Origin of the sequence: Yoonia maritima (assembly GCF_043641945.1) — a bacterium.
Lineage (GTDB): Bacteria > Pseudomonadota > Alphaproteobacteria > Rhodobacterales > Rhodobacteraceae > Yoonia > Yoonia maritima_B.
In genome coordinates, this window is the sequence record NZ_JBHZRX010000001.1 from 1 (window position 1) to 23,133 (window position 23,133).

26 protein-coding genes are annotated in these 23,133 nt (G+C 51.3%); 15 read left to right on the forward strand and 11 right to left on the reverse strand.

The annotated features are described in order from the left end of the window. Positions 1–118: 118 nt before the first annotated feature. From ACHUEV_RS00005 to ACHUEV_RS00015, 3 genes are all read right to left on the reverse strand, one after another. Positions 119–1,135, reverse strand: coding sequence for an SDR family NAD(P)-dependent oxidoreductase (locus tag ACHUEV_RS00005; protein ID WP_394177034.1), 1,017 nt, complete (start codon positions 1,133–1,135; stop codon positions 119–121). Next, positions 1,135–2,301: a nucleotide sugar dehydrogenase gene (locus tag ACHUEV_RS00010; RefSeq protein WP_394177035.1), complete on the reverse strand. Its 1,167-nt coding sequence runs from the start codon at positions 2,299–2,301 to the stop codon at positions 1,135–1,137. The genes ACHUEV_RS00005 and ACHUEV_RS00010 overlap by 1 nt, the downstream gene beginning before the upstream one ends. 62 nt (positions 2,302–2,363) lie before the next feature. After that, positions 2,364–3,092, reverse strand: coding sequence for a class I SAM-dependent methyltransferase (locus ACHUEV_RS00015; protein ID WP_394177036.1), 729 nt, complete (start codon positions 3,090–3,092; stop codon positions 2,364–2,366). Between the two features lie 177 nt (positions 3,093–3,269). On the opposite strand from ACHUEV_RS00015, the gene ACHUEV_RS00020 reads away from it, so the two are divergent. The 4 genes from ACHUEV_RS00020 (at position 3,270) to ACHUEV_RS00035 (ending at position 6,432) form a co-directional block, all read left to right on the forward strand. Further along, complete coding sequence (locus ACHUEV_RS00020; RefSeq protein WP_394177037.1) at positions 3,270–4,199, forward strand: hypothetical protein; 930 nt, start codon at positions 3,270–3,272, stop codon at positions 4,197–4,199. 53 nt (positions 4,200–4,252) lie between these two features. After that, complete coding sequence (locus ACHUEV_RS00025; RefSeq protein ID WP_394177038.1) at positions 4,253–5,152, forward strand: hypothetical protein; 900 nt, start codon at positions 4,253–4,255, stop codon at positions 5,150–5,152. A 72-nt stretch (positions 5,153–5,224) separates the two neighbouring features. After that, a complete protein-coding gene (aroQ, locus tag ACHUEV_RS00030) occupies positions 5,225–5,671 on the forward strand; it encodes a type II 3-dehydroquinate dehydratase (protein ID WP_394177039.1) in 447 nt (148 codons plus the stop codon). Further along, positions 5,668–6,432 (forward strand): LuxR family transcriptional regulator, encoded by a 765-nt coding sequence (locus ACHUEV_RS00035; RefSeq protein ID WP_394177040.1) that lies wholly within the window; start codon positions 5,668–5,670, stop codon positions 6,430–6,432. The genes aroQ and ACHUEV_RS00035 overlap by 4 nt, the downstream gene beginning before the upstream one ends. Before the next feature lie 387 nt (positions 6,433–6,819). Here the strand turns inward: ACHUEV_RS00035 and ACHUEV_RS00040 are convergent, their stop codons facing one another. The 5 genes from ACHUEV_RS00040 to ACHUEV_RS00060 form a co-directional block, all read right to left on the reverse strand. Beyond that, positions 6,820–7,050, reverse strand: coding sequence for a hypothetical protein (locus ACHUEV_RS00040; RefSeq protein ID WP_394177041.1), 231 nt, complete (start codon positions 7,048–7,050; stop codon positions 6,820–6,822). Between the two features lie 395 nt (positions 7,051–7,445). Next, on the reverse strand, positions 7,446–7,613 hold the full coding sequence (locus tag ACHUEV_RS00045; protein WP_394177042.1) for a hypothetical protein: 168 nt from the start codon (positions 7,611–7,613) through the stop codon (positions 7,446–7,448). Positions 7,614–7,759: 146 nt separating this feature from the next. Further along, positions 7,760–8,632, reverse strand: coding sequence for a translation elongation factor Ts (gene tsf / locus ACHUEV_RS00050; protein WP_394177043.1), 873 nt, complete (start codon positions 8,630–8,632; stop codon positions 7,760–7,762). A 75-nt stretch (positions 8,633–8,707) separates the two neighbouring features. Beyond that, positions 8,708–9,475, reverse strand: a complete 768-nt coding sequence (rpsB, locus tag ACHUEV_RS00055) for a 30S ribosomal protein S2 (RefSeq protein WP_394177044.1) — start codon at positions 9,473–9,475, stop codon at positions 8,708–8,710. 196 nt (positions 9,476–9,671) lie between these two features. Further along, positions 9,672–10,967 carry a HupE/UreJ family protein gene (locus ACHUEV_RS00060; protein ID WP_394177045.1) on the reverse strand — a complete coding sequence of 432 codons (1,296 nt, stop codon included), beginning with the start codon at positions 10,965–10,967 and terminating at the stop codon, positions 9,672–9,674. A gap of 46 nt (positions 10,968–11,013) precedes the next feature. On the opposite strand from ACHUEV_RS00060, the gene ACHUEV_RS00065 reads away from it, so the two are divergent. The 6 genes from ACHUEV_RS00065 (at position 11,014) to ACHUEV_RS00090 (ending at position 15,283) form a co-directional block, all read left to right on the forward strand. Then, the gene (locus ACHUEV_RS00065) at positions 11,014–11,814 is read left to right on the forward strand and encodes a DUF4198 domain-containing protein (protein WP_394177046.1); all 801 of its coding nucleotides are present in this window, start codon (positions 11,014–11,016) and stop codon (positions 11,812–11,814) included. After that, positions 11,811–12,029, forward strand: a complete 219-nt coding sequence (locus ACHUEV_RS00070) for a DUF6500 family protein (RefSeq protein WP_394177047.1) — start codon at positions 11,811–11,813, stop codon at positions 12,027–12,029. Before ACHUEV_RS00065 ends, ACHUEV_RS00070 begins: the two co-directional genes overlap by 4 nt. Positions 12,030–12,071: 42 nt before the next feature. Beyond that, complete coding sequence (locus ACHUEV_RS00075; RefSeq protein ID WP_394177048.1) at positions 12,072–12,965, forward strand: PfkB family carbohydrate kinase; 894 nt, start codon at positions 12,072–12,074, stop codon at positions 12,963–12,965. Continuing rightward, a complete protein-coding gene (locus tag ACHUEV_RS00080) occupies positions 12,962–13,876 on the forward strand; it encodes a pseudouridine-5'-phosphate glycosidase (protein ID WP_394177049.1) in 915 nt (304 codons plus the stop codon). The genes ACHUEV_RS00075 and ACHUEV_RS00080 overlap by 4 nt, the downstream gene beginning before the upstream one ends. 75 nt (positions 13,877–13,951) lie before the next feature. Next, entirely contained in the window at positions 13,952–14,680 is a 729-nt protein-coding gene (locus ACHUEV_RS00085) for a DUF502 domain-containing protein (RefSeq protein WP_394177050.1), read from the forward strand. Beyond that, positions 14,681–15,283, forward strand: coding sequence for a LysE/ArgO family amino acid transporter (locus ACHUEV_RS00090; protein ID WP_394177051.1), 603 nt, complete (start codon positions 14,681–14,683; stop codon positions 15,281–15,283). On the opposite strand, the gene ACHUEV_RS00095 is transcribed toward ACHUEV_RS00090, so the two are convergent. Beyond that, positions 15,276–16,307 carry a patatin-like phospholipase family protein gene (locus ACHUEV_RS00095; protein ID WP_394177052.1) on the reverse strand — a complete coding sequence of 344 codons (1,032 nt, stop codon included), beginning with the start codon at positions 16,305–16,307 and terminating at the stop codon, positions 15,276–15,278. The two genes, ACHUEV_RS00090 and ACHUEV_RS00095, sit on opposite strands and share 8 nt — an antisense overlap. Continuing rightward, positions 16,304–17,077, reverse strand: coding sequence for a 3-hydroxybutyrate dehydrogenase (locus ACHUEV_RS00100; RefSeq protein WP_394177053.1), 774 nt, complete (start codon positions 17,075–17,077; stop codon positions 16,304–16,306). Before ACHUEV_RS00100 ends, ACHUEV_RS00095 begins: the two co-directional genes overlap by 4 nt. Positions 17,078–17,347: 270 nt before the next feature. On the opposite strand from ACHUEV_RS00100, the gene ACHUEV_RS00105 reads away from it, so the two are divergent. From ACHUEV_RS00105 to ACHUEV_RS00115, 3 genes are all read left to right on the forward strand, one after another. Continuing rightward, positions 17,348–19,165 (forward strand): extracellular solute-binding protein, encoded by a 1,818-nt coding sequence (locus ACHUEV_RS00105; RefSeq protein WP_394177054.1) that lies wholly within the window; start codon positions 17,348–17,350, stop codon positions 19,163–19,165. 230 nt (positions 19,166–19,395) lie between these two features. Beyond that, a complete protein-coding gene (locus tag ACHUEV_RS00110; RefSeq protein WP_394177055.1) occupies positions 19,396–19,650 on the forward strand; it encodes a low molecular weight phosphatase family protein in 255 nt (84 codons plus the stop codon). Beyond that, on the forward strand, positions 19,643–20,287 hold the full coding sequence (locus ACHUEV_RS00115) for an aquaporin (protein WP_394177056.1): 645 nt from the start codon (positions 19,643–19,645) through the stop codon (positions 20,285–20,287). Before ACHUEV_RS00110 ends, ACHUEV_RS00115 begins: the two co-directional genes overlap by 8 nt. On the opposite strand, the gene ACHUEV_RS00120 is transcribed toward ACHUEV_RS00115, so the two are convergent. Further along, positions 20,284–20,907 (reverse strand): helix-turn-helix domain-containing protein, encoded by a 624-nt coding sequence (locus ACHUEV_RS00120; protein WP_394177057.1) that lies wholly within the window; start codon positions 20,905–20,907, stop codon positions 20,284–20,286. The two genes, ACHUEV_RS00115 and ACHUEV_RS00120, sit on opposite strands and share 4 nt — an antisense overlap. Before the next feature lie 232 nt (positions 20,908–21,139). Between ACHUEV_RS00120 and ACHUEV_RS00125 the strand changes: the two genes are divergently transcribed. Further along, entirely contained in the window at positions 21,140–21,784 is a 645-nt protein-coding gene (locus ACHUEV_RS00125; RefSeq protein ID WP_394177058.1) for a DsbA family oxidoreductase, read from the forward strand. 136 nt (positions 21,785–21,920) lie between these two features. After that, positions 21,921–23,117 carry a multidrug effflux MFS transporter gene (locus tag ACHUEV_RS00130; protein WP_394177059.1) on the forward strand — a complete coding sequence of 399 codons (1,197 nt, stop codon included), beginning with the start codon at positions 21,921–21,923 and terminating at the stop codon, positions 23,115–23,117. Positions 23,118–23,133 lie beyond the last annotated feature (16 nt).

Below are 23,133 nucleotides of genomic sequence, written 5' to 3' on the forward strand. Positions count from 1 at the left end.
ACGGGCGAGAGTGACATTCCTGAATTGCAGATGGGTGACATTTTAGCTTTGCGGCTACAATTACGTATTCGCATAATCAGTATTATGTTAACTTTGGTACTTGCTCAGATCATAGTTGTTACACACCGTAATATTCGCAGTGCCATTTTACGTATTGTACGACCCCATCAGCAACGCTGGTCTGTGGTGCGTAACCAGTTAGCTTGCGAAGCAAGCTGTTGTCGGCCCAAGTCGCAGGAACATCGCCGGGCTGCATTGGGAGCATTTGTTTTTGTGCTACGTGGTTCGACGCACGTTCGATGGCTCCGATAAAATCCAACAGCTGCACGCTCTCGCCATTGCCAACATTTACAACTCGCCACGGAGCAACTGGTGACAGACTGTCACCATCCGGAATGACGCCGTCCTTCGGACGCTCTGGTACTGCCTCGATCAATAATCTAATACCGCGCACGAGATCGACAACGAAAGTAAAGTCGCGCTTCATGTTACCGTGGTTAAACACCTTGATCGGCTTTCCTGCCATGATCGCGCTCGTGAACAAATACGGCGCCATATCTGGGCGGCCCCAGGGCCCATACACTGTAAAGAACCGGAACATCGTCACAGGCATGTCAAACAGATGCGCGTAGCTATGAGCCATAGCTTCTGTCGCTTTTTTTGTGGCCGCATAATAGGACATTTGGTGATCAACTTGATCTGTCTCGCGATACGGCATTTTGGTGTTTGCACCATAAACCGAACTCGTTGACGCAAGAAGCAAATGCTTTGGTGGAAACGCACGTGCGGCCTCTAATAACTCAAATGTTCCCAATAAGTTAGCTTCGGTATAAGCGCGCGGATTGTCGATTGAGTATCGTACACCAGCTTGAGCGGCCAAATGGACGACTGCGTCAAAACGATGTGTCTCAAATAGCCCCATCAAGAGGCCTGGCTCTTCTACCCTGCCCGTCACACTGGTATATAGTTCGCGCTCGCGCAACTGGTCTTCACGGGCCTGTTTTAACGCTGGATCGTAATAGTCATTGTGGCTATCTAAACCAACGACTTCAAAGCCTTCGTCAAGCAAAAGCTTTGAAAGATGGAAGCCGATAAAGCCGGCAGCGCCGGTCACCAAAACTGTGCGTTTCTGCATTAATCTACCTCAAATAAATCGCGCGTGTATACTTTGTCAGCAACATCGCTGAGGTCAGCCGACTGCCGGTTTGCAAGGATCAAGTCTGCGTCCGATTTAAACGCCGCCAAATCATTCACAACGGGGCTATTAAAGAACTGGTCGTCGTCTAGAACCGGCTCGTAAACGATGCATTTAATACCCTTAGCCTTGATACGCTTCATAATGCCTTGGATTGAACTGTCTCTGAAGTTGCTCGAACCGGCCTTCATTACCAAACGATAAACACCAACTGTCTTTGGCATTTTTGCAATAATTTGATCCGCGATAAAATCCTTGCGCGTCCGGTTGGATTCAACGATCGCACCAATGATATTTTGAGGTACTTGATCATAGTTGGCCAGTAACTGCTTGGTATCTTTAGGTAAACAGTAACCGCCATAACCGAATGATGGATTATTATAATGCGTGCCAATCCGTGGATCGAGGCTAACACCTTCTATCACCTCACGCGAGTTTAAACCGTGTGCAATGGCGTAACTATCCAACTCGTTAAAATAGGCCACTCGCATTGCCAAAAATGTGTTTGAAAACAATTTTATAGCCTCTGCCTCTGTAGAATTCGTGAACAGAACAGGCATGTCTTTCTTAATGGCACCTTCAACCAACAGATTAGCAAATCGGCGCGCGTTGTCAGTATGGGATCCGACCACAATCCGCGATGGATGCAAGTTGTCATAGAGCGCCCTACCCTCGCGCAAAAACTCTGGCGAAAACATAATATTCTCATAACCAAGCTGTTCACGCAGTTGGTTAGTAAAACCGACCGGCACAGTAGATTTGATGATTATGACAGCCTTGGGTGCAATTTCGTGAGCTTGTCGTGCAACCGCTTCAACGCTTGAAGTGTCAAAATGATTGGTGCGGGGATCATAGTTGGTTGGCGTCGCGATAATGACGAAATCAGCTTCACCGTAAGCAATACTAGGGTCGGTCGTTGCCGATAAACTCAGCTTTCTTGTCGCTAGAAAATCGGTGATATCATCGTCCTCGATTGAGGATTTCCGAGCGTTAACCGCAGCCACACGGGACTGGTCAACGTCAATTGCCGCTACATTATATTTTTGTGCAAGCAATACTGCGTTTGACAGACCGACATAGCCTAACCCTGCGACTGCAATCTTCATGGCTGTGTTACCTCGATATTGGTTATCGTTATTAAATTATTGATCTTAAATGGACTGACTGTCTATTCAGAGTTATCCCACCGAACGACATAATCTCCTTGCTGCGCATTCTGAATGCGCTCAGTTGGATTTGCTCCCTTTGTCTTTTGAATGACGTAGTATAAATACCATCGCCCCATAAGACCTCTCGCTCTAAATCGTGCCCCCCTCTTTCCGGTGTCGTCCACCTGAATAACATCCATTGTAGGGTCGAATGGAACGGCGGCACACGTCTTGACCTCACATCCACGCGAATCTTGCCAATAACGCCACACCAATTCTGGACTAAATTGATAAAACCCATGGCCTGCCCAGCCCGACATGCCATTTGTAGAAATGAATATTCCATCATCCTTTAACATATGAAAAACATTATCTAATGCTTGCGGTGTGTTAAACACATGCTCAAGCGTGCCACCGTCAAGTATTACATCAAACTTCCTTCGCAGCGCTTTTGGCACGGGCTCATTCATGTCGTGGGTATGGTCGCAGCCTTCATAGTCCGAAAAATCCATCGACGACATCTTGGGAAAGCCAACGGCAGATAGAAACGTTTCGGCAAATCCGTCTTCTTGTTCATAACCGGGTATATCGGTGGAGAGACCATGCTGCCTCAGTGCTCGACGCGTGATAGTTCGCCATTTTGGCTTCAGGCGAAGCCCCTGCCGCCCAAGCATCACTCCATTTTTTTTTCCTTTCAGGAGTGGTGCCGTTTCCAGTAATTGTAGTGCAAGTGCCGTATCAACGCCCATCTAACGTCCTCAAAAATTGTTTTGGGCAACACTTGGTCCGACCCAAGTACTGAGTGTCTTGAATGCCTCGTCGCCAACTAAGACTTATAAAGGCGGAACCTAGCCAAAACCATAGCAAGCCATCACAAATTCGGGTTTTCTTATTACCGCGAAAAACGTACCTTTGCATAACTCAAGATGAAATGGCTAATCCAATTGCAAGACAATCCGCCGTCCGATGACAATGATGACTTAGAAGAGCGTGCCGGTAACGCGAGTTCTGAGATCTTGCCGTTTTGGTTCTCAGAGCTTTCTCCTGGTGGTTCAGGTAGCGGCTTCCTTGAGAAAACAAATCGTCATTCCTTGATGTTCGTTAAACGGATGCGGCCAGTTCTTTTGGTTAGCTTCGATAACCTTTCCAATGTTTCGGATTCTAGTTCAGAGCGGAGCCCATGGGCCTATAAATTTGCAATGGACCACAACGTTTCGCATCTTGGTGTATTTGCGCATGGCAAGATGTGGTATCGAGATCCAGCCCTGATCTCTCGAATGGAACAACTTGCCGAGACAGGTTTTTTTGCTGGCTATGAACGGGTCGTATTTGCGGGTTCTTCTATGGGGGCGTTTGCTGCTCTTGTTTTCGCATCCCTTGTACCCGGCGCTCATGTCTTGGCGTTCAATCCACAAAGCACACTTGATCCGGAACTTGTCCCTTGGGAAAAACGCTATTGGATCGGAAGACGGCAGGATTGGACGCTACCATTAAGCGATGCTAAGGGGGCTTTGGACCGTTGCGGTCCTGTCAGCGTCTTCTATGACCCCTACTATGCACCTGACCGCATGCATTATGAGCGTATACAAGGACCCAATGTAACACCTTACAAATGTTGGTTCTCAAATCACAAATCAGCTGTCTTCTTACGCAAGATTGACGCACTGAAACCGCTCATGTTTGAGGGGTTGTTTGGTGAAATTACTCCATCAATGTTCTATGAGTTATACCGACGTCGCCGGACCCTTCCCTGGTATTCTGGTTCACTGCAAAAATACTTCACTAATACCAACCGCGATCATATGGCTAAAGTCGTCCGCATGAATTTTAGACGTCTAAAGCGAGAGGCACAGTGAGCTCCCCGTACACAATTATTCATGGCGGCTTCCACAAGACTGCGTCGACATTCATGCAGCGTATTCTGCATCGAAATAAAGGCTACATGAAGAAACAGGGAGTGTATTACGTCCACCATCGACATATGCGCAAGCAATTTACCGTGCCCTGCCAGTCCAATGCCTATATGCACGCAGGCGTCCACAGAAATACCGTAATCAATGACCAACAACTTCGCGAAATCACGCGTGAATTCTTTGCGCCAATCCGAGAGGCAAAACCACGCCGGTTAATTCTTAGCGATGAGAACCTTGCAGGGCATTGTGGCCATTGCGTGAAGTTTGGGCAGCTTTATCGCTTTCGTGATCCATTCATGAAAGTAACTGCTGGCGAAATTCCATATTCAGTTCGCGAAGTTCATCTGGCTGTACGCAATTATGCCGATTTTTTCGCTGCTGCTTACGTCGAATACGTTAGAGCCCTTCAAGAGAACAGTCCTGATTTTATTTTCCCGCAAACCATGACAGAAAAAGTGTTCAAACTACTGCCGGGCTGGGTCGGTGTCATAGACAGAGTGAAAGTCTATTTTCCTGAGGCGCAAATTTATGTTTGGACATTCGAAGATTTTCGAAGTGACCCGCTTCTAGCTAATCAAATTCTTTCAAATCTAGCTGGTAGCGATGTTGATGTAAGGAAATTCAAGAACCCCAAAGACTCGAAGCAGCGCCCTTCTGCATCCGCGCGTGCAATGGATGAAATTCAAGGTCTTGTTTTGTCCGATGGAATTGCAGAAGCTTCAAAGCACATCCGTGAAATACAAGAAAGGTTTCCGCGCAACAAAGAAAACAAGGGTTTCGATCCGTGGTCGGAGTGGGAGCGTCATCACCTGTCCAACCTTTATGAAAAAGACCTGGCCCGCCTTTCAAAGGATTCTGCCATCACGATAGTACGGCCGAAACCGCTATTTTCGTAACCGATTAGCAAGCGGGAATTATTGAAACTAATTCCCTTTTCTCCAAGCGGTTAAAAGTGATAAAGAAATGATATGACACGAACTATCCTTATCCTAAATGGCCCAAACCTAAACCTTCTTGGCACACGTCAGCCAGAGGTTTATGGCCCGACTACATTGAATGATGTCGAAGAACTTTGCCAAGCAAAGGCGAAGCAGCTCAATGTTGAGATTGAGTTTGCGCAAAGCAACCACGAAGGTGTACTTATCGACCTGCTTCATGCCGCGCGCGGCAAGCACGCCGGGGTCATCTTGAACGCTGGTGCATATACACATACATCTGTGGCGTTGATGGATGCCATATCAAGTATCATGTTACCTGTCATCGAATTACACCTTTCGAACATCCATGCGCGTGAAGCGTTCCGGCAGACTTCGTATATTTCGAAAGTCTGTGTCGGCCAAATCTGCGGGTTTGGTGCGTCCGGGTATCCACTGGCGATGCAAGCACTAACCGACTATTTGGGAGAGCCAGCATGAGAAGCCTCGTTGATCAGCTATCACGGTTGACCAACGCGAGTTCCGTCGAAGAGCTTTGGAAACTTCATACTCAACAGATGGAAGCGTACGGCTTTGATCGGTTGATGTACGGTTATACCCGCTATCGCACTTCGAGCTCTCTTGGTGATCCGCAAGATTGGGTCCTATTGTCGTCGCAGACACCAGAGTACATGAAGGTCTTCTTTGACGAAGGCTATTACTATCACGCGCCGATGCTAAAGTGGGCCTTGGCAAACGATGGCGCATGCAGCTGGCGCTGGATGATGGAAATGGGCCGTATTGATAACCTGACGCCAAGCGAATTGCGCGTTATGGAATTCAATCGAAGAATGAACGTTACAGCCGGTTATACGGTGAGCTTTCGGTCAATTTCGGAACGCACTAAAGCAGCGATTGCTTTGACGGCCCGTGCCGGGATTACCCAAGATATGGTCGAACAGACTTGGGCAAAGCACGGCGATGAAATTATCGTCATGAACAACGTCATGCACCTTAAGCTGCTTACCCTGCCCTACACCGGCGAACGTCACCTGACGAAACGTCAACGCGAAGTCTTGCAGTGGGTTGGCGATGGTAAGACAACACAGGACATTGCGGTCTTGCTGGGCCTGACACCCGCGACGGTAGAAAAACATCTCCGCCTCGCAAGAGAAGCGCTTGATGTGGAAACCACCGCTCAGGCCGTTCTTAAGGCCGCATTCTATAACCAGATGTTTGTCATGGACGCTGAGCCAAAGTGAGCATGATCGGTCGACTGCCGGCGAACTGAATGTAAGTCAGTGGATCAGGAAACGTTAACGATCTTTCCTTTGACGCAAGGGAAAACGTTATAAAAATGCGAGAGGTCAGGTTTCCCTGACTTTCGTAACGTCACGTCATTTGCCACAGTATAGATGTTCCGTGAGTGGTGGCCTTAGGCCTGGGAACAGCGGATTGAACCCCTTGCGATTTCAAGGCCCTGCAATCCGTGCCGGTTAATCCGGACGCTGGTGCCAAGGGTTTGCCCGAAAGCATCAGCACCCCTGATGATTGTGTGCCCTCGTCCCGAAATTGGGCGCGCATTAATCAAAGCGGCACCGTGTCTTTTCCCGAGCACGGTGCCGCGTCATCATTTACATTTAGTTGCCCTAGATGCTGTCGACATACATAGGCTCGAGATAGTCGGCGTACATATCGGGAACTTCGTCAATAGTATCATAGGTTGTCACAACTGGCCCCGTCTCAGCATACTCAGTTACCTGGAATTGCCACGGATCGCTGCCATCAACGTCTTTTTCGATCCGTGCAGCCTTTTCACCATCGTCAAAGAAGACGTAAATTTCGTCTCCATTGTCGAGCGCTGTAGCGGAAATCTCCACGTTCCATCTGGCGCATAGGCGTACATCTTTGCAGCCCAGTCATATGCCCCACCCGTACCGTCGTCGGTGTCCATCCGAATAACGAGCGATAACGTACCGTCTTCATACTGTGCATTGCGTGATGAGCCATCGTCATAAAGAGTAGTTGCTTGCGCGATTTTGCCATTTTCGTCGTAGTTGAAGACAATCGAATCCCAATTAGAGCTATCTTCGAGATCCTGCTTTACGGTCTCCTGTCGAACTCCATCGGTATAGTATTCATTTTTCACGACACCGTTATCATATACGGTCTCGCGATGCTCGACCTGACCTGACGTGTCGTAATATGTCTCTATGCTTTCCCAAGCGTATGCGCCCGGGTCACCGTTTGGTGCCTCCCATGGAGCAAAGCCATCCTACTGAATTGTTCTCGACCGCACGCCATCATCAAAGATTTCGAATTTATATTGACCATTGTCATACGCCGTTAAGCGATCTGCGATTTGACCAAATTCGTCATAGGTGGTCTCAATGCTATCCCAAGAATATTGGTTGTCTGTATCTGTAATGATTGTAGAGCTCATATTTGTGTATCCACTTTGAATGTACGCACAACGCATGATTGGACATCTATACCTTAGTGAAACCGTTAAAATAGCTCTTCAGACAAAAAATGGGGCTCTCTGAACCGATCAGAGAGCCCCACTAAATTACTAATTAGATTAGACTATTAGCCGTTCAGCTTTGCAACTTCTGCTGCAAAATCTTCTTCGACTTTTTCGACGCCTTCGCCAACTTCAAGACGGGCGTAGCCAGTGATTTCCACGCCAGCTTCTTTGGCTGCATCTGCAACTGTCAGGTCTGGGTTCACAACGAACTGTTGGTTCAGCAAAGTGATTTCAGCCATGTATTTCTTCATACGGCCAACGATCATCTTTTCGATCACAGCTTCTGGCTTGCCAGATTCACGTGCGATGTCCATCTGAACTTGCTTTTCTTTCTCGACCACTGCTGGGTCAAGATCAGCTTCAGACAGGGACGCAGGGTTTGCAGCAGCGATGTGCATTGCAACCTGGCGGCCGAATTCTTCGTTGTCGCCGTTCAGCGCAACAAGAACACCGATGTTACCCATGCCAGGTGCAGCAGCGTTGTGCACGTAAGTCACAACAGATGTGCCTTCGAGCGCAGCCATGCGGCGAACCGACATGTTTTCGCCGATAACAGCAACTGCGTCAGTCACAGTTTGCTCTACTGACTTACCGTTCATGTCAGCAGCTTTCAGGCCGTCAATGTCAGACACGCCCAAAGCAACATTTGCGATACCTGAAACCATTTTCTGGAATTCAGCGTTTTTCGCAACAAAGTCAGTTTCCGAGTTCACCTCAACAGCGACACCTTTGCCGCCAGATACAGCAACCGCGACCAGACCTTCAGCAGCCGTACGGCCGGATTTCTTAGCAGCTTTTGCAAGACCTTTGGTGCGCAGCCAATCAACCGCAGCTTCCATGTCGCCATCAGTTTCTGTCAGCGCTTTTTTCGCGTCCATCATGCCTGCGCCAGTGCTGTCGCGCAGTTCTTTCACCATTGCAGCGGTGATTGCCATGTTACTTCTCCTTAAACGGAATTCATTGATCTGCGGGAGGGGGAATAAGCCCCCTACCCGACCGTTTTGTGACGCTTATTCAGCAGCTGCTTCTTCAGCAACGACTTCTTCTGCGAACTCTTCCATTGCGCCCATGTCAACGCCAGCTGCACCCAGCTGAGCGGACATACCGTCAAGCGCTGCACGTGCAGCCAGATCGGTGTAAAGCGCGATGGCGCGTGCCGCGTCGTCGTTACCTGGGATGACGTAGTCTACGCCGTCAGGTGAGCAGTTGGTATCAACAACAGCTACCACAGGGATGCCCAGTTTCTTAGCTTCTGCGATTGCCAGATCTTCTTTGTTGACGTCGATGACGAAAATCAGGTCAGGAACGCCGCCCATTTCGCGGATACCGCCAAGGGATGCTTCCAATTTGCCTTGCTCACGTTCCATGCCAAGACGTTCTTTCTTGGTCAGGCCAGCAAAGCCAGTTGCCGACGCTTCGTCGATCGCTTTCAGGCGGTTGATGGACTGCGAAACAGTCTGCCAGTTAGTGAGCGTGCCGCCCAACCAACGGTGGTTCATGTAGAACTGCGCAGATTTCTCAGCAGCTTCCATGATTGGCTTTGCAGCTTGACGCTTTGTGCCAACGAAAAGAACGCGGCCGCCTTTTGCGACTGTGTCACGGATAACTTGCAGAGCCTGGTCCAACATTGGAACAGTCTGTGTCAGGTCCATGATGTGGATGCCGTTACGAGAGCCGTAGATGTACTGACCCATTTTAGGGTTCCAGCGTGCGGTCTGGTGACCAAAGTGTACGCCTGCTTCAAGCAGTTGGCGCATGGAGAACTCAGGAAGAGCCATGTCTTTTTTCCTTTTCCGGTTTCAACCTCAGCGGGGAATTAGCGTGATGCCAACCGGTGGATCCTTTGGGATTTCTCCCCATTGGACCCGCCCCCGCCTGTGGGATTAAGTGCGTGCGCTTTAACTCGGGTTTCGGCCAGAGGCAACCCTTGAGGTGCCTTCGGTTAGAGTATTTTTAGCAAACAGGCATAAAATCTTATAAAAAGACCCGTTCAATGAACCAATACGCGCCAACTGCGGCGATTGCGACCGATGCTGGAATAGCGACAAGGCGTCTATATGCATCGATTTGGTCGCGAAAGTGAATGGACGCAGTGCATAGCACAAAGACCATCGCCAATGGCGCGGCAAATAGCCAAACGGGGCCCTCAATTAGGGTTTGGAGTGGAATGGGGTTCAGCGCAACAAGCACAAGCGCCACAATCAACATAACCGCATATAAGGCGAAACCCTGCCCAACTTCATTCGCGCCACGGTCAATACGCAATGCTTGCCAAACGCAAAGGAACATAACTGCGATGACAGCAAGCTGTCCGACCTCCACCCCAATATTAAAGCCGATTAGGGCTGGGATGAATGCGTTTTCTGGCAGCCCAAATTCAGCCAACACCGATGCAAAGCCAAGGCCATGCAAAAGCCCGAAGCCAAACACGACAAACGGACGCCAGCGGCTGAGCCCCTTGGTGAATATATTCTCGACTGCAACGAACACGATGGATGCGGCGATAAGTGGCTCAACAATACTGCCAGGCAGCACGACATACCCAAGCGCGGCCAAAGCAAGCGTCAGAGTGTGTGCGACCGTAAATAACGAGACTTGCGTCAAAAGCGGACGCATGTGCGCCGACAAGAAAAACAAACCAAGCACGAACAGGATGTGATCCAAGCCTTTTGGCACGATGTGGTCGAAGCCAATCGGGATGTAGGCCGCAAAGACTTGCCATCCGCTTTGCGCAGAACCACCGCTGATTAGGAATGGCTCGGATAGTTCGCCACCAGCTACCGTTCCGGTGTACGGTTCATTTGCCACACCATTTTGCCGAACAATCAACGTGCCATAAGCAGTATCCCAGCCGACTTGAAAACGCTCCGCACTTACTGGGTAATCGCCGATCAGACTTAGACGCGTCATACGCACAACACGGCTATCCTCGGCGGCGAAAACGACCGTGCCATTATCGCGCAACGTGACTGGCGTGCCGTCGGCCTCAAAAGTGAAATTAGATAAGAATTGCGGCATGTAGACACTGAATTTTTCTGTAATTTCTTGCGGTGAAAGCGCACGTAGAGCGTCGTAATCTTCGACATTGGCCGCCGCATCCGTGTCTTCGACGCTACTTAGATCAACGCCAGCAAGCATTGCTTCGGCGTTCACTTCGATCTCGATCGTGACGACGCCATCATCAGCGGTCAGATCAAGAATGCTCGGGAATACTTCATGTGCCTGCGCCATCGTCCCAAACATCACAATCAGCGTGAGCACGCTTGACATCACGGCACGAAACACAACCCTTGCCCCGTTAGATAAGGAAATCCCTATGCGCATTTTTGCTCTTCTCTTTATTTTCTTGGCCGCACCCGTGTCAGCGCATGAATTCTGGCTGGAACCAGTGGCCTATCAGATTCCAGCGGACGGTAGCCTTGAGGCAGATATTGTCAATGGGCAGAACTTTGTCGGCACGACGCAAGTGTTTTTTCCGCAGCGGTTTGAACACTTTGCAATCATCGCAGGCCCCGCCGCCGCCAACGTCGAAGGCCGCGCAGGTGATCGCCCTGCCTTAACCCAAGAACCCGTTGCCGAGGGGCTAAACATCGTTGCCTATCAGGCCCGCAATGCGACCGTGAATTACGCCACTTGGGAAAAGTTTCAGAATTTCGTGGATCACAAAGATCTAGGCGATGTCCTAAGCCGCCAACGCGAACGCGGATTGCCCGAAGCTGAGTTCAAAGAGGTATATTCTCGCTACTCCAAAACACTTATCGGTGTGGGGCATTCTGAAGGTGCCGATCAGCGCACTGGTCTCGAAACGGAATTGGTCGCGCTCAACAACCCATACATTGACGATCTTTCCGATGGTTTCACTGTTCAGCTATTTTATCGTGAGGACCCGCGCGCAAACGTGCAAATCGAGGTTTTTGAAAAGTCAAAGGCAGGCGTAGTCAATATTGTCTACTATCAAACCAACGAAGACGGTATCGCGACCTTTCCGGTCAGCGCGGGCAATAGCTATATGGTTGATGCTGTCGTCCTACGTGAACCGACGACTGAACTACAGGAACAGACCGGCGCAGTATGGGAAACATTATGGGCCAATCTGACCTTCGGTGTGCCAGAATGAGGGATACCCTGCGCGAAAAAATCATGACCGTATGCAATCAAAAAATTGCGCAAAAGGGAGAAGGCGTTGGACTATCGTTCTATGCGTTTTTTGCCAACCGTAATGATGATCCGGAGCTGTTGATGGAGGCAGCGACATGGTGGATACGCACTCATAAACTGGATCATTTTGAAAAGGCCCAAAAAATCCACCAAATGGTCAAAGATGGCCTATGACGGGCGCTTGCGCATCGCTGTAAGCTCGGTCAGAACGGGCACATGACACATACACCTGACATTCTTTGTATTGGCTCTGTCCTGTGGGACGTGATTGGCCGTACTGCTAGCTCAATGCGCGTGGGTTCTGACGTGCCGGGGCGTATTACCCGCCTTCCCGGTGGTGTCGCGATGAACATCGCAATGACGCTGCGCCGCTTTGACATGACCCCTGCCCTTTTGACCGCAATTGGTCGCGACGCCGAAGGCGATGAGCTTGTCGCAGAGGCAAGTCGGATGGGTATGGTTTGTGACCATATCTATCGGTCTGATGATCTGCCAACGGATGTTTATATGGCGGTTGAAGGTGCCAATGGCCTAATTGCCGCAATCGCTGACGCGCATTCGTTAGAGGCCGCAGGAGATAAGATTTTGCGCCCCATGTCCGATGGCGCCCTTGGCACGGCAGACACACCATATGCTGGGACCGTTGCACTTGATGGCAACCTTACAGAAGAATTGCTGCAAGAAATCGCTGGATCTGACTTGTTTCGACTTGCGGATCTACGCGTTGCTCCGGCTTCTCCGGGCAAGGCCGAACGGCTACTGGCTCTGCTTGGGCATCCTTCAGCGACACTTTACGTGAACCTCGAAGAAGCTGGGCTGCTTTGCCATACCACCTTTGAAGACAGCGCAAGCGCTGCTGCCGCATTAATCAAACGCGGTGCGCACCGTGTACTGGTAACCGATGGCGGCAAATCTGCGTCCAAGGGCACCCAAGGCGACATCATTACCCAAACCCCGCCCGCTGTAATGGTTACCCGCGTCACGGGCGCAGGCGACACATTTATGGCAGCCCACATCGCATCAGAAGCAGAAGGCATGGACCGTGCTGCAGCCCTTACGCGCGCCTTAAATGCTGCCGCGACCTACGTATCCGGAGAAACACCACTATGACGATTTCAATTCACTACAGCACAGAAGTCGCCCATGCCCGTGCTGATGGCCGCCCGATTGTCGCGCTTGAAAGCACGATCATCACACATGGCATGCCCTTTCCCCAAAACGTAGAAACTGCACGTTTGGTCGAGGACGACGTACGCAAGGCCGGCGCAGTACCGGCAACCATCGCGGTCATTGATGGGCTGCTGCACGTCGGGCTTGAAGCCGATCAGCTAGACAGCCTTGGTCAGGCGCAAGATGTGGCAAAGCTTTCACGAGCCGACATGGCCGCATGTATCGCGACTGGCGGCACAGGTGCGACGACTGTTGCTGCAACGATGATCGCGGCCAATTTGGCTGGCATTCACGTGTTTGCGACAGGTGGCATTGGTGGCGTACATCGTGGCGCAGAACTTAGCTTTGATATCTCGGCCGATTTGCATGAACTGGCGCAAACACCCGTTACGGTCGTTGGCGCAGGCGCAAAAGCGATCCTTGATCTGCCAAAGACGTTTGAAGTGCTTGAAACCTTGGGCGTCCCAGTCATCGCTTACGGTCAAGACGCATTGCCCGCGTTTTGGTCCGCAGAGTCGGAATTGCCAGCGCCACTACGTATGGACACTGCCGAGGATATCGCGCGGGCGCAGCTAACACGTACCGCTATGGGCCTTCAGGGTGGTCAGTTAGTGGCAAACCCCATTCCGCTTGCGGATCAAATCACGGCCGAAACGCTCGCGCCGATCATCTCGCAGGCACTTGCCGAAGCCGATGAGCAAAGCATCAGCGCAAAGGCCGTGACCCCATTCCTACTGGGGCGAATTTTTGAACTGACCGAAGGTCGTTCATTGACCGCGAATATTGCATTAGTTCGAAACAATGCGCGGCTGGCTGCCCAAATTGCCATCGAAATGGTGAAATTGGGTTAGCCGGCGCAACTGTAAGCTTGTGACAACCAACCGAAATACCTAGATGTGGCTTCGTAGCCATTTGAGATAGTAAAAATGAATGACGCAACGAATGACGACCTTAAGCGCCGTGGCAAGTTGCGGATTTTCGCGCGACTTCGTAGCAATTTCTTGGCTGGACTTATCATCGTTGCGCCTATTGGGCTGACGCTTTGGCTAATTTGGACGGTTGTCGGCTGGATCGACAGTTGGGTTTGGCCATTTGTTCCCGATTATTACCATCCCGAAGAGCTGGTTAACCGAATTCTAAACCGCGGACCGGGTAACGAAATCACCGTGAACGTCCGCGGCATCGGGGTTTTCATTTTCTTGATCTTCACCGTGATGGTGGGTTGGGTCGGTAAAGGTCTGATCGGTAGGTCGTTCCTTGGCATAGGCGAACGTTTTGTTGACCGCATGCCGGTTGTCCGTTCGATCTATAATGCGGCCAAACAATTGGCCGAGACAGTATTTTCACAGCGCGACACGTCATTCGACAAGGCCTGTATGGTCGAATACCCGCGCAAAGGCATTTGGGCGATCGCGTTTGTGTCTACGAATGCAAAAGGTGAGATCGACGCCAAGCTGTCCAATGGCGAACCGATTGTCACCGTGTTCTTGCCGACAACGCCAAACCCCACATCTGGGTTCTTGCTGTTCCTTCCGCAAAGCGAAATCAAAGTACTTGATATGTCAGTTGAAGACGCCGCAAAACTGGTGATCTCTGCCGGTCTTGTGTATCCTGTCAAAAAGGATACCGCCGAGTTGACCGAGGAAACAACTTAAGTGTTTGGTGCGTCAGTTACGGGTTTTGCAACGGGCTTCAGCCTGATCCTTGCCATCGGTGCACAAAACGCATTCGTGCTTAGACAAGGGCTCGCCCGCAATCATGTGTTTTGGCTTTGCCTTTTGTGCGCCGGGTCAGATGCATTTTTGATCGCAGCAGGCGTATTGGGCTTTGGTTTCATTGTAGAGCTATATCCGCTGCTGCCACAAATCATGACTTGGGGCGGCGCTGCGTTTCTTATCGTCTATGGGGCGATGCGCCTTTGGGCCGCCTACAAGGGTGAATATGCCATGCAAATCGCCGGACAGTCAGCGGGGCTTTGGGCAACGCTTGCGACGGCTGCAGCACTGACATGGCTGAACCCTCATGTCTATCTTGACACATTGGGGCTTATCGGCGCGATTTCTGTTCAATACGTTGATGCAGCGCAAAAGCTCGCTTTTGGAATTGGTGCTGTTACCTCATCCTTCGTCTTCTTTTTTGGGCTTGGCTACGGCGCACGCCTGTTAGCCCCTATTATGCAATCAGCAAAGGCATGGCAGCTTCTGGATGTGCTGATTGGACTTGTCATGTGGGCAATTGCTTACAAGCTGATTAGCTAAACATGTCGGCCAGATCGACGGTACTTTGATTATTTAAGTCATCTTTGTGCTTGGCCAAGAACGCCGATGCCGCGACCTCTCCTGCTTCGCGCAAGCGGCTAAGAACCACGGGCGTCGGAATGGTTTTTGTCGCCACGTTCAGTTCATTCATTAGAACATCGTCGGCGATCATGTGGACCAGCACGCTTTTCATCGCGCCCTCTGGCACTGAGCCTTCGCTGATCAACCGCTTTACAAATGCAATGGCGCGCAATTCACGCAGTAACGAACTGTTAAAGCTGATTTCGTTAATGCGGTTATGAATGCCCTGTACATCCAATGGCACCTCTTCGCGATAGAGAGGATTGATATTCACGATAAGAACGTCGTTCGGTAAGTGCCTTTCAAATAACGGGAAAAGCGCTGGGTTGCCGGTGTAACCGCCATCCCAGAATGCTTCGATATTGCCGGTTTTTGGGTCTTCGAATTCGACGGCTTGAAATAGGCTCGGCAAGCATGCCGATGCCATGATCACATCTGGTGAAATTTCGGTATCCGTGAAAACCCGGATCTTCCCTGAACGGACGTTGGTTGCGCAGATATGCAACTCAGGTCCGTTGTCACCGCAGATTTTGTCATAGTGAAATTGCTTTACGATGGACTCAAGAGGATTACGGATCGCTGGACCATAAGTATATGGCGACATCAAACGCGTGGTGAAATCAAATGCCGCATATGCGGGCGAATATTTCAACGTCTTTGCCCAGATATGCGCGGTCGGTGACATGGATGACACCCAGTCCGACAACCGCTGATCCGTGACTGCGCCCACCTGCCCCCAAAGCCATTCTAGGTTCTCGATGGCACCCTCGCGACCGCCAGTAACCCAACCGGATTTCAACGCAGCCGCATTCAATGCACCCGCCGACGTACCCGAGATCGCGGCGATCTCAATATCCTCTTCTTGAAGAAGTCGAGACAGCACACCCCATGTGAAGGCGCCATGTGCGCCCCCACCTTGAAGTGCGAGGTTGATCCGCTTCACAATGCGGTCCAGCCGCCGTCAACGCTGATCGTTGTACCGGTGACCTGCGCTGCAGCATCCGAACACAGGTAAAGCGCTGTACCGCCCAGCTGTTCAGTTGTCGCGAATTGCTTCGATGGTTGTCGCTCTAGCATTACGTTTTTGATCACGTCTTCGCGGGACATGTTGTATTCTTTCATCGTGTCGGGGATTTGCGCTTCGACCAATGGCGTCAGCACATACCCCGGACAGATCGCATTGCAAGTGATCGGTTCTTGTGCCGTCTCAAGGCCGATTGTCTTGGTGAAACCAACGATCCCGTGCTTGGCTGCCACATATGCAGACTTATAAGGCGATGCGGTCAGACCATGGGCCGATGCGATATTGATGATCCGCCCCCAACCTTTTTCACGCATCCCTGTGATCGCCGCAGCGGTCGTATGAAAAGCAGAACTAAGGTTAATGGCGATAATCGCGTCCCATTTGCCCGCAGGGAAATCTTGAACCGGGGCGACGTGTTGAATGCCCGCATTGTTCACCAAAATATCACAGCCACCCGCATCAGTGATCAACCGACGACATTCATCGCCCTTTGACATGTCCGCCTGGATATAGCGGGCCTGAACGCCAGTCTGTTCTGCGATTTCAGCCGCGAGCGCATGATCTTCGGCGGTGTCAGTGTAGGAATTAAGCACCACATTAATGCCTGCCTTGGCCAATTCACGGGCAACACCAAGCCCAATACCTGAATTTGAACCTGTAATGACGGCGGTTTTGCCTGAAAGTGACATGGAATCTGCTCCGTGATGTTGCGTTGCGACTCAGTCTACATGCTGCAACTGCAAAGGCCACCGATTGTTAGAATGGCCAATAAAAAAACGCCCGCACAAGGCGGGCGTGAAGTTATTGAGGCAGGTTTCATACAGGCAAGAAACCTATCGAGCAGTGACTCCTTTATAAGCAATCACTTGCGCGGCTCCAAGCTAAAAGTTTGAAAACGCACAAAAGCCGCTTTACGATCAGTTTTAATAACCAAATCAAACTAACGGGGCATCACAATTATGACATCGCATTTTCATCGCAGCTGGCGGGGTCTGACAGCGACTCTGGCGCTGATCACGGCAGGCACAACAGCCTTTGCCGAACCCCAAAATGGCATAGCTATGTATGGCGATCCGGCCCTTCCACCGGATTTTGTGTCCCTGCCCTATGCCAATGCCGATGCACCGACAGGCGGACAAATCGTAACTGCCGAGGTTGGAAGTTTTGACAGCTTGAATCCCTTCATCCGCAAAGGGTCAGTTCCTTGGCAGCTACGCTTCTTTTTGGGCGAAAGCTTTATGGGGCGCAGCCTTGATGAACCCTTCTCACTTTACGGGGTTTTGGCCGAATCGGTTGAAACAGGACCGAATCGCGAATGGGTCGAATTTACCCTTCGCGAAGGCACGCAATTCTCAGATGGTAGCCCGCTCACAATTGAAGATGTGATGTGGTCTTATGAAACGCTCGGAACAATTGGCCACCCACGCTATTTGGGGTTCTGGTCCAAGGTCGAAACTATGGAGCAGACTGGCGATCGCTCCGTCCGGTTTACATTCAACGTCGAAGACCGCGAATTGGCATTGCTTGCCGGGATGCGCCCAATCCTGAAAAAGGCACAATGGGAAGGCGTAGACTTTGCCGAAAGCACGACTGACATCGTGCCAATCACCTCGGCCCCTTATCTGATTGATGACTTTGAACCGGGACGGTTTGTTTCGCTGAAACGCAATCCTGACTACTGGGGCGCTGACGTTCCCTTCCGTGTCGGTACCAATAACATCGACGAAGTACGTCTTGAATTCTTTGGCGATGAAACAGCCGCGTTTGAGGCGTTTAAGGTTGGCGAAGTGAATTCAAACCGGGAATTCAACGTCGCGCGATGGGAAAGCCAATATAACTTCCCTGCAGTACAAGATGGTGATGTTGTACTGTCAGTCTTAGGCCATGAACGCCCGTCCGGCATGACGGGTTTTGTCATGAATACACGTAAACCGCAGTTCGCCGATTGGCGGGTTCGCGACGCGATGATCAACGCGTTCAACTTTGAATTCATCAACGAGGCAATGACGGGATCCGCGCAACCGCGCATCACGTCCTATTGGTCGAACTCTCCGCTTGGTATGGGGCATGGTCCGGCCGAAGGTCGCGTGGCCGAATTCCTCCAACCCTTTGCGGATGAGCTCACGCCCGGCACCTTAGAAGGTTACAGCCTACCCGTTTCTGATGGCTCAGAACGAAACCGTGCAGGTACGAGAGCAGCGCTGGATCAACTCGCTGCAGCGGGCTGGACCGTACAAGATGGCGTTATGAAAAACGAAGCCGGTGACGTGTTCACCTTTGAAATCCTGCTGGACCAAGGCGCGTCAGAAAACCAATCGATCATCGATATGTATGTGGAATCCCTAGCGCGGATTGGCGTCACACCTACGGTGACCGTCGCCGACAGTGCGCAATTCAAAGAACGCACTGACGCCTATGAATTTGACATGACCTACTATCGTCGTGGCGTATCGTTGTCTCCGGGCAATGAGCAATACAATTACTACGGTTCTGAAAGCGCTGACCAGACCGGTGGTCGTAACCTGATGGGCGTCAAATCACCTGCCGTCGATTCGATGATCGGTCGTTTGCTCACTTCAGAAAGCCAAGACGATTTCGTTGCCGCAGTAAAAGCATTGGATCGCACCTTGACCGCTGGCCGGTATGTCATCCCGATCTACCAGTGGAACATCAGCCGCATCGCGCATTCCAAGAACCTGCATTATCCGGAAACAATGCCAATATTTGGTGACTGGCCGGGTTGGCAACCAGACGTTTGGTGGTATTCCGAAGACTAAGCTTCCGGCCCCGCCGTCATGGATTTGTTACATACGATCCGTAGGCGGGGCCGGAATTAAAAGAAGGGCATCATGAATGTCCTCGTACTCCGCACAGGTAACTCTGCCCGTTCAATCCTGCTGTAAAGGTCCACCCGCAATCCCTAACACTGCTGGCCGAAAAACGTTTTCCAACAGAAGGCCTATCATCGCAAAGTTGGGATGACTTTGCGCGTGGCGATGCCCCGAAAATGGATGCCGTCATAACGCTTTGCGGGTCTGCCGCAGCCGAAGAATGCCCATATTGGGCAGGTGCCCCCGTCCGTGCACATTGGGGCGTCGAAGACCCAGCTGCGCCGGCGCCCGAAGATTGGGCCCGGGCATTTGAAACTGCATATACCCAGCTGGAAACGCGCGCGAACGCGTTCATTGCGTTACCTTTTGAAGACATGTCACAAGATGACCTTCAGGCAGCGCTAAACAAGATCGGTGAAGACCATGCGTAAGCTATTTGCCGAAGGTCTAGGGACCACATTCCTTTTGATCGGTGTCATCGGCTCTGGCATCATGGGCGACACGCTGTCGGGTGGGAATGTCGCCATTGCACTTCTTGCCAATGCGATTGCGACGGGTTGTATCCTTTACGCGATCATCACAACGCTTGGGCCAATTTCTGGGGCGCACTTCAATCCAGCGGTGACACTGGCCTTTTTCCTACGCCGTGAAATCGCAGCGAAAGAGGCTGTCCGTTACGTCATCGTGCAGGTGATCGGCGCGATCTTGGGCGTTTGGGCCGCGCATATGATGTTCGATATGTCGATCCTGCAAGTGTCGTCGACAGACCGCACAGGCATTGCACAGTGGTTCTCGGAAATCATCGCGACCTTTGGCCTATTATTCGTGATCTTCGGCGGGATCAGTTCTAACCGCGAGGCCGTACCGACCTTGGTCGCGCTTTATATCACTGGGGCATATTGGTTTACGTCATCGACAAGCTTCGCAAACCCTGCTGTCACGATCGCACGAGGGTTCAGCGATACTTTCGCCGGCATCAACCCAGCGCATATCCCGATGTTCATTGTGATGCAGATTGTTGCCGTAGGTATCGCTGCAGTGGTCCTACCAAAACTGTTTCGTGATTAATTCAGCGACGTGACCCACAAAATGGTCGCGTCTTCCTGACTGACAGACACCACATTGTGGCCCATTGAAGCATCGTAATAGGCGTTGTCACCACGGCTTAGTTCGATGGGTTCATAGAATTCAGTATAAAGCCGAACTTGCCCAGTCAGAACGTACAAGAATTCTTCACCGTCGTGACGTACCCAGCCGTCAAAATCATCCATTGATCGGGCACGCACACGAGCCCGATAAGGCAGCATCTTTTTGGTGGTAAGCGTTTCAGCAAGCAACGCATGTTCGTAGGTTGTTGTAATCTTTGTGCCTTCTTCGCCATTGCGTGTCACTGCCATGCGCCCGTTGACTTGACCTTTCGATGGCGGCGTAAACAGCTGCGGTACCGAAATCTCAAGCCCAACCGCGAGCTTTTTCAAAGCATCATAAGTCGGTGACATCTGCCCGTTTTCAATCTTGGAAAGGGTCGAACGCGCCAATCCGGCCTGCTGGGCAGCCTGCTCTAGCGTCCAATCACGCGCCTTGCGCAATTCACGCACGCGCGCGCCCAGATCAAGAGGTTGGGCAATCGTGCTATCACCATTTTCATGGGCCACGCGGATCAGGCTTTTGGGGTCGTTCTGTGTCATGCCGTCACTCTTAATCAGAGGTCGCAGCCGTTGCAACTACGGCCATATATTGCCCCCACCGCCTGCACAGTTCACAGATAAACCTGTGCTTATTTGCACAATTTATTTCCCGCTAGGCTCTGGCCCTTATTGTCTGACGTGATATCAGAAATCGAAGAGTACGTTTTTTGACGTACAGAATGCTCAGCCGTCGACAATTGAAACCGCAGATGCGACGTGACAGGAGACCCAAATGGTCAAGCTAGATATTATTTCGGATCCAATCTGCCCATGGTGCTACATCGGTAAGACCAATTTGGACAAAGCGCTGCTTCAGTTTCCGGATCATCCGTTTGTCATGGAATGGCATCCGTTTCAGTTGAACCCAGACATGCCTGCCGAAGGTATGGATAGGCGCGCCTACCTAGAAGCCAAATTCGGCGGAAAAGAAGGTGCCATTAGCGCCTATGCACCTGTTGTTGAACACGCCGAAAAATCGGGTGCACTGATTAACTTTGACGCCATCAAAAAGACCCCGAACACGATTGATGCCCACCGACTTATCCATTGGGCAGGTATTGAGCAGCGCCAGACGTTTGTTGTCGATCTATTGTTCAAAGCCTATTTCGTCGAAGGTCGTGACATCAGCGACCACGAGGTTTTGGCCGATATCGCGGATACCGCCGAAATGGACGCAGCGACCATCACAAAGCTGCTGAGTTCAGATGCTGATACCGACGATATTCGCGCCCGTGATGCACATAGCCGCAAAATGGGTGTTAACTCGGTCCCGACGTTCATCGTGGCCCAGCAGCACGCGGTTCCCGGTGCACAACCACCCGAGGTCTGGGTGAACGTGATTACCGAGATCATGGACAAGCTAGAAGAAGACGCATGAACCCGCCACGGCCAGCTTGGCACAATAACGACAAGCATCAGGTCGCTTTGGCACCCTAGTGGTGCGCCGTTCATTCATTGAAGCCTACCCGACAGCAACTCGTTGCTGCCATTACTCTTTTCGTTGGACATAGTTTATGAAACGTCTTCCCCAAACTGAATTCATTGCCCTGATGGCAATGCTTGCCGCAACTGTCGCGTTTTCGATTGATGCGATGTTGCCTGCCCTGCCCCAAATCGGGCTGGACCTTACCCCACTGAACATGAACCGTGCGCAACTGATCGTCACCAGTTTCGTGCTTGGCATGGGCGTTGGTACCATGTTCACCGGCCCATTGTCTGATGCGTTTGGCCGCAAGCCCGTGATGGTCGGCGGTGCGATCGTCTATATCCTTGCCTGCGCTTTGGCATGGCAGGCGCAGAGCCTCGAAATCATGCTATTCGCCCGCGTATTGCAGGGCCTTGGCGCTGCTGGCCCCCGTGTCGTTGCGATGGCGTTGGTGCGCGACCTCTATTCGGGGCGCGAAATGGCGCGGATCATGTCGTTTGTCATGATCGTCTTTTCGATTGTTCCGGCGCTTGCGCCGACCTTGGGGCATTACATCATCATCGGTTTTGGCTGGCGCGGTATCTTCGCGGCCTTCGTTCTTTTCGCTTCCATTGTGATGACATGGCTGATTATCCGGCAACCTGAAACCTTAACGCCGGAAAAGCGCCGTCCACTGAGTGCCAAAGCCATTATCGGCGCCATCCGCGAGATGTTCGTTCACCGGACGGCACGCCTGTCGATCCTTATTCAAACGCTGACGTTTGGGATGTTGTTTATGCTCATTTCATCAACGCAGCAGGTATTCGACCAAACCTTTGGGCAAGGCGAAACCTTCCATCTTTGGTTTGGTGCAATTGCGATCTTTGCCTCATCAGCAAGCGTCTTGAATGCGCGCCTTGTTGTAAGGCTTGGCATGCGTGCGATCATCAAATCGATGTATACCGCGCAGATCGCCCTGACGGTTATGCTTATCGTTGTGACCCTACTTAACGGTCCTTACTGGCTTAGCTTTGGCGCCTATCTTATTTGGGTTACTGGAAATTTCTTCCAAGCTGGTCTAACCATCGGCAACCTAAACGCACTCGCGATGGAGGAAATGGGCCATATCGCAGGGCTCGCGGCATCGGTCATTGCAGCTGTCGCGACTGTTGGTGCGGTCGTTATCGCGGCACCTATTGCGCTGTTGTTTGATGGAACGCCAATGCCGATGGCCTATGGCGCATTGGTCAGTGCGAGCCTCGCGCTGTGGCTCACCACAATGATCAAACGGCCAGGTGAAGAATAGCTCTCTTGTTCTGATT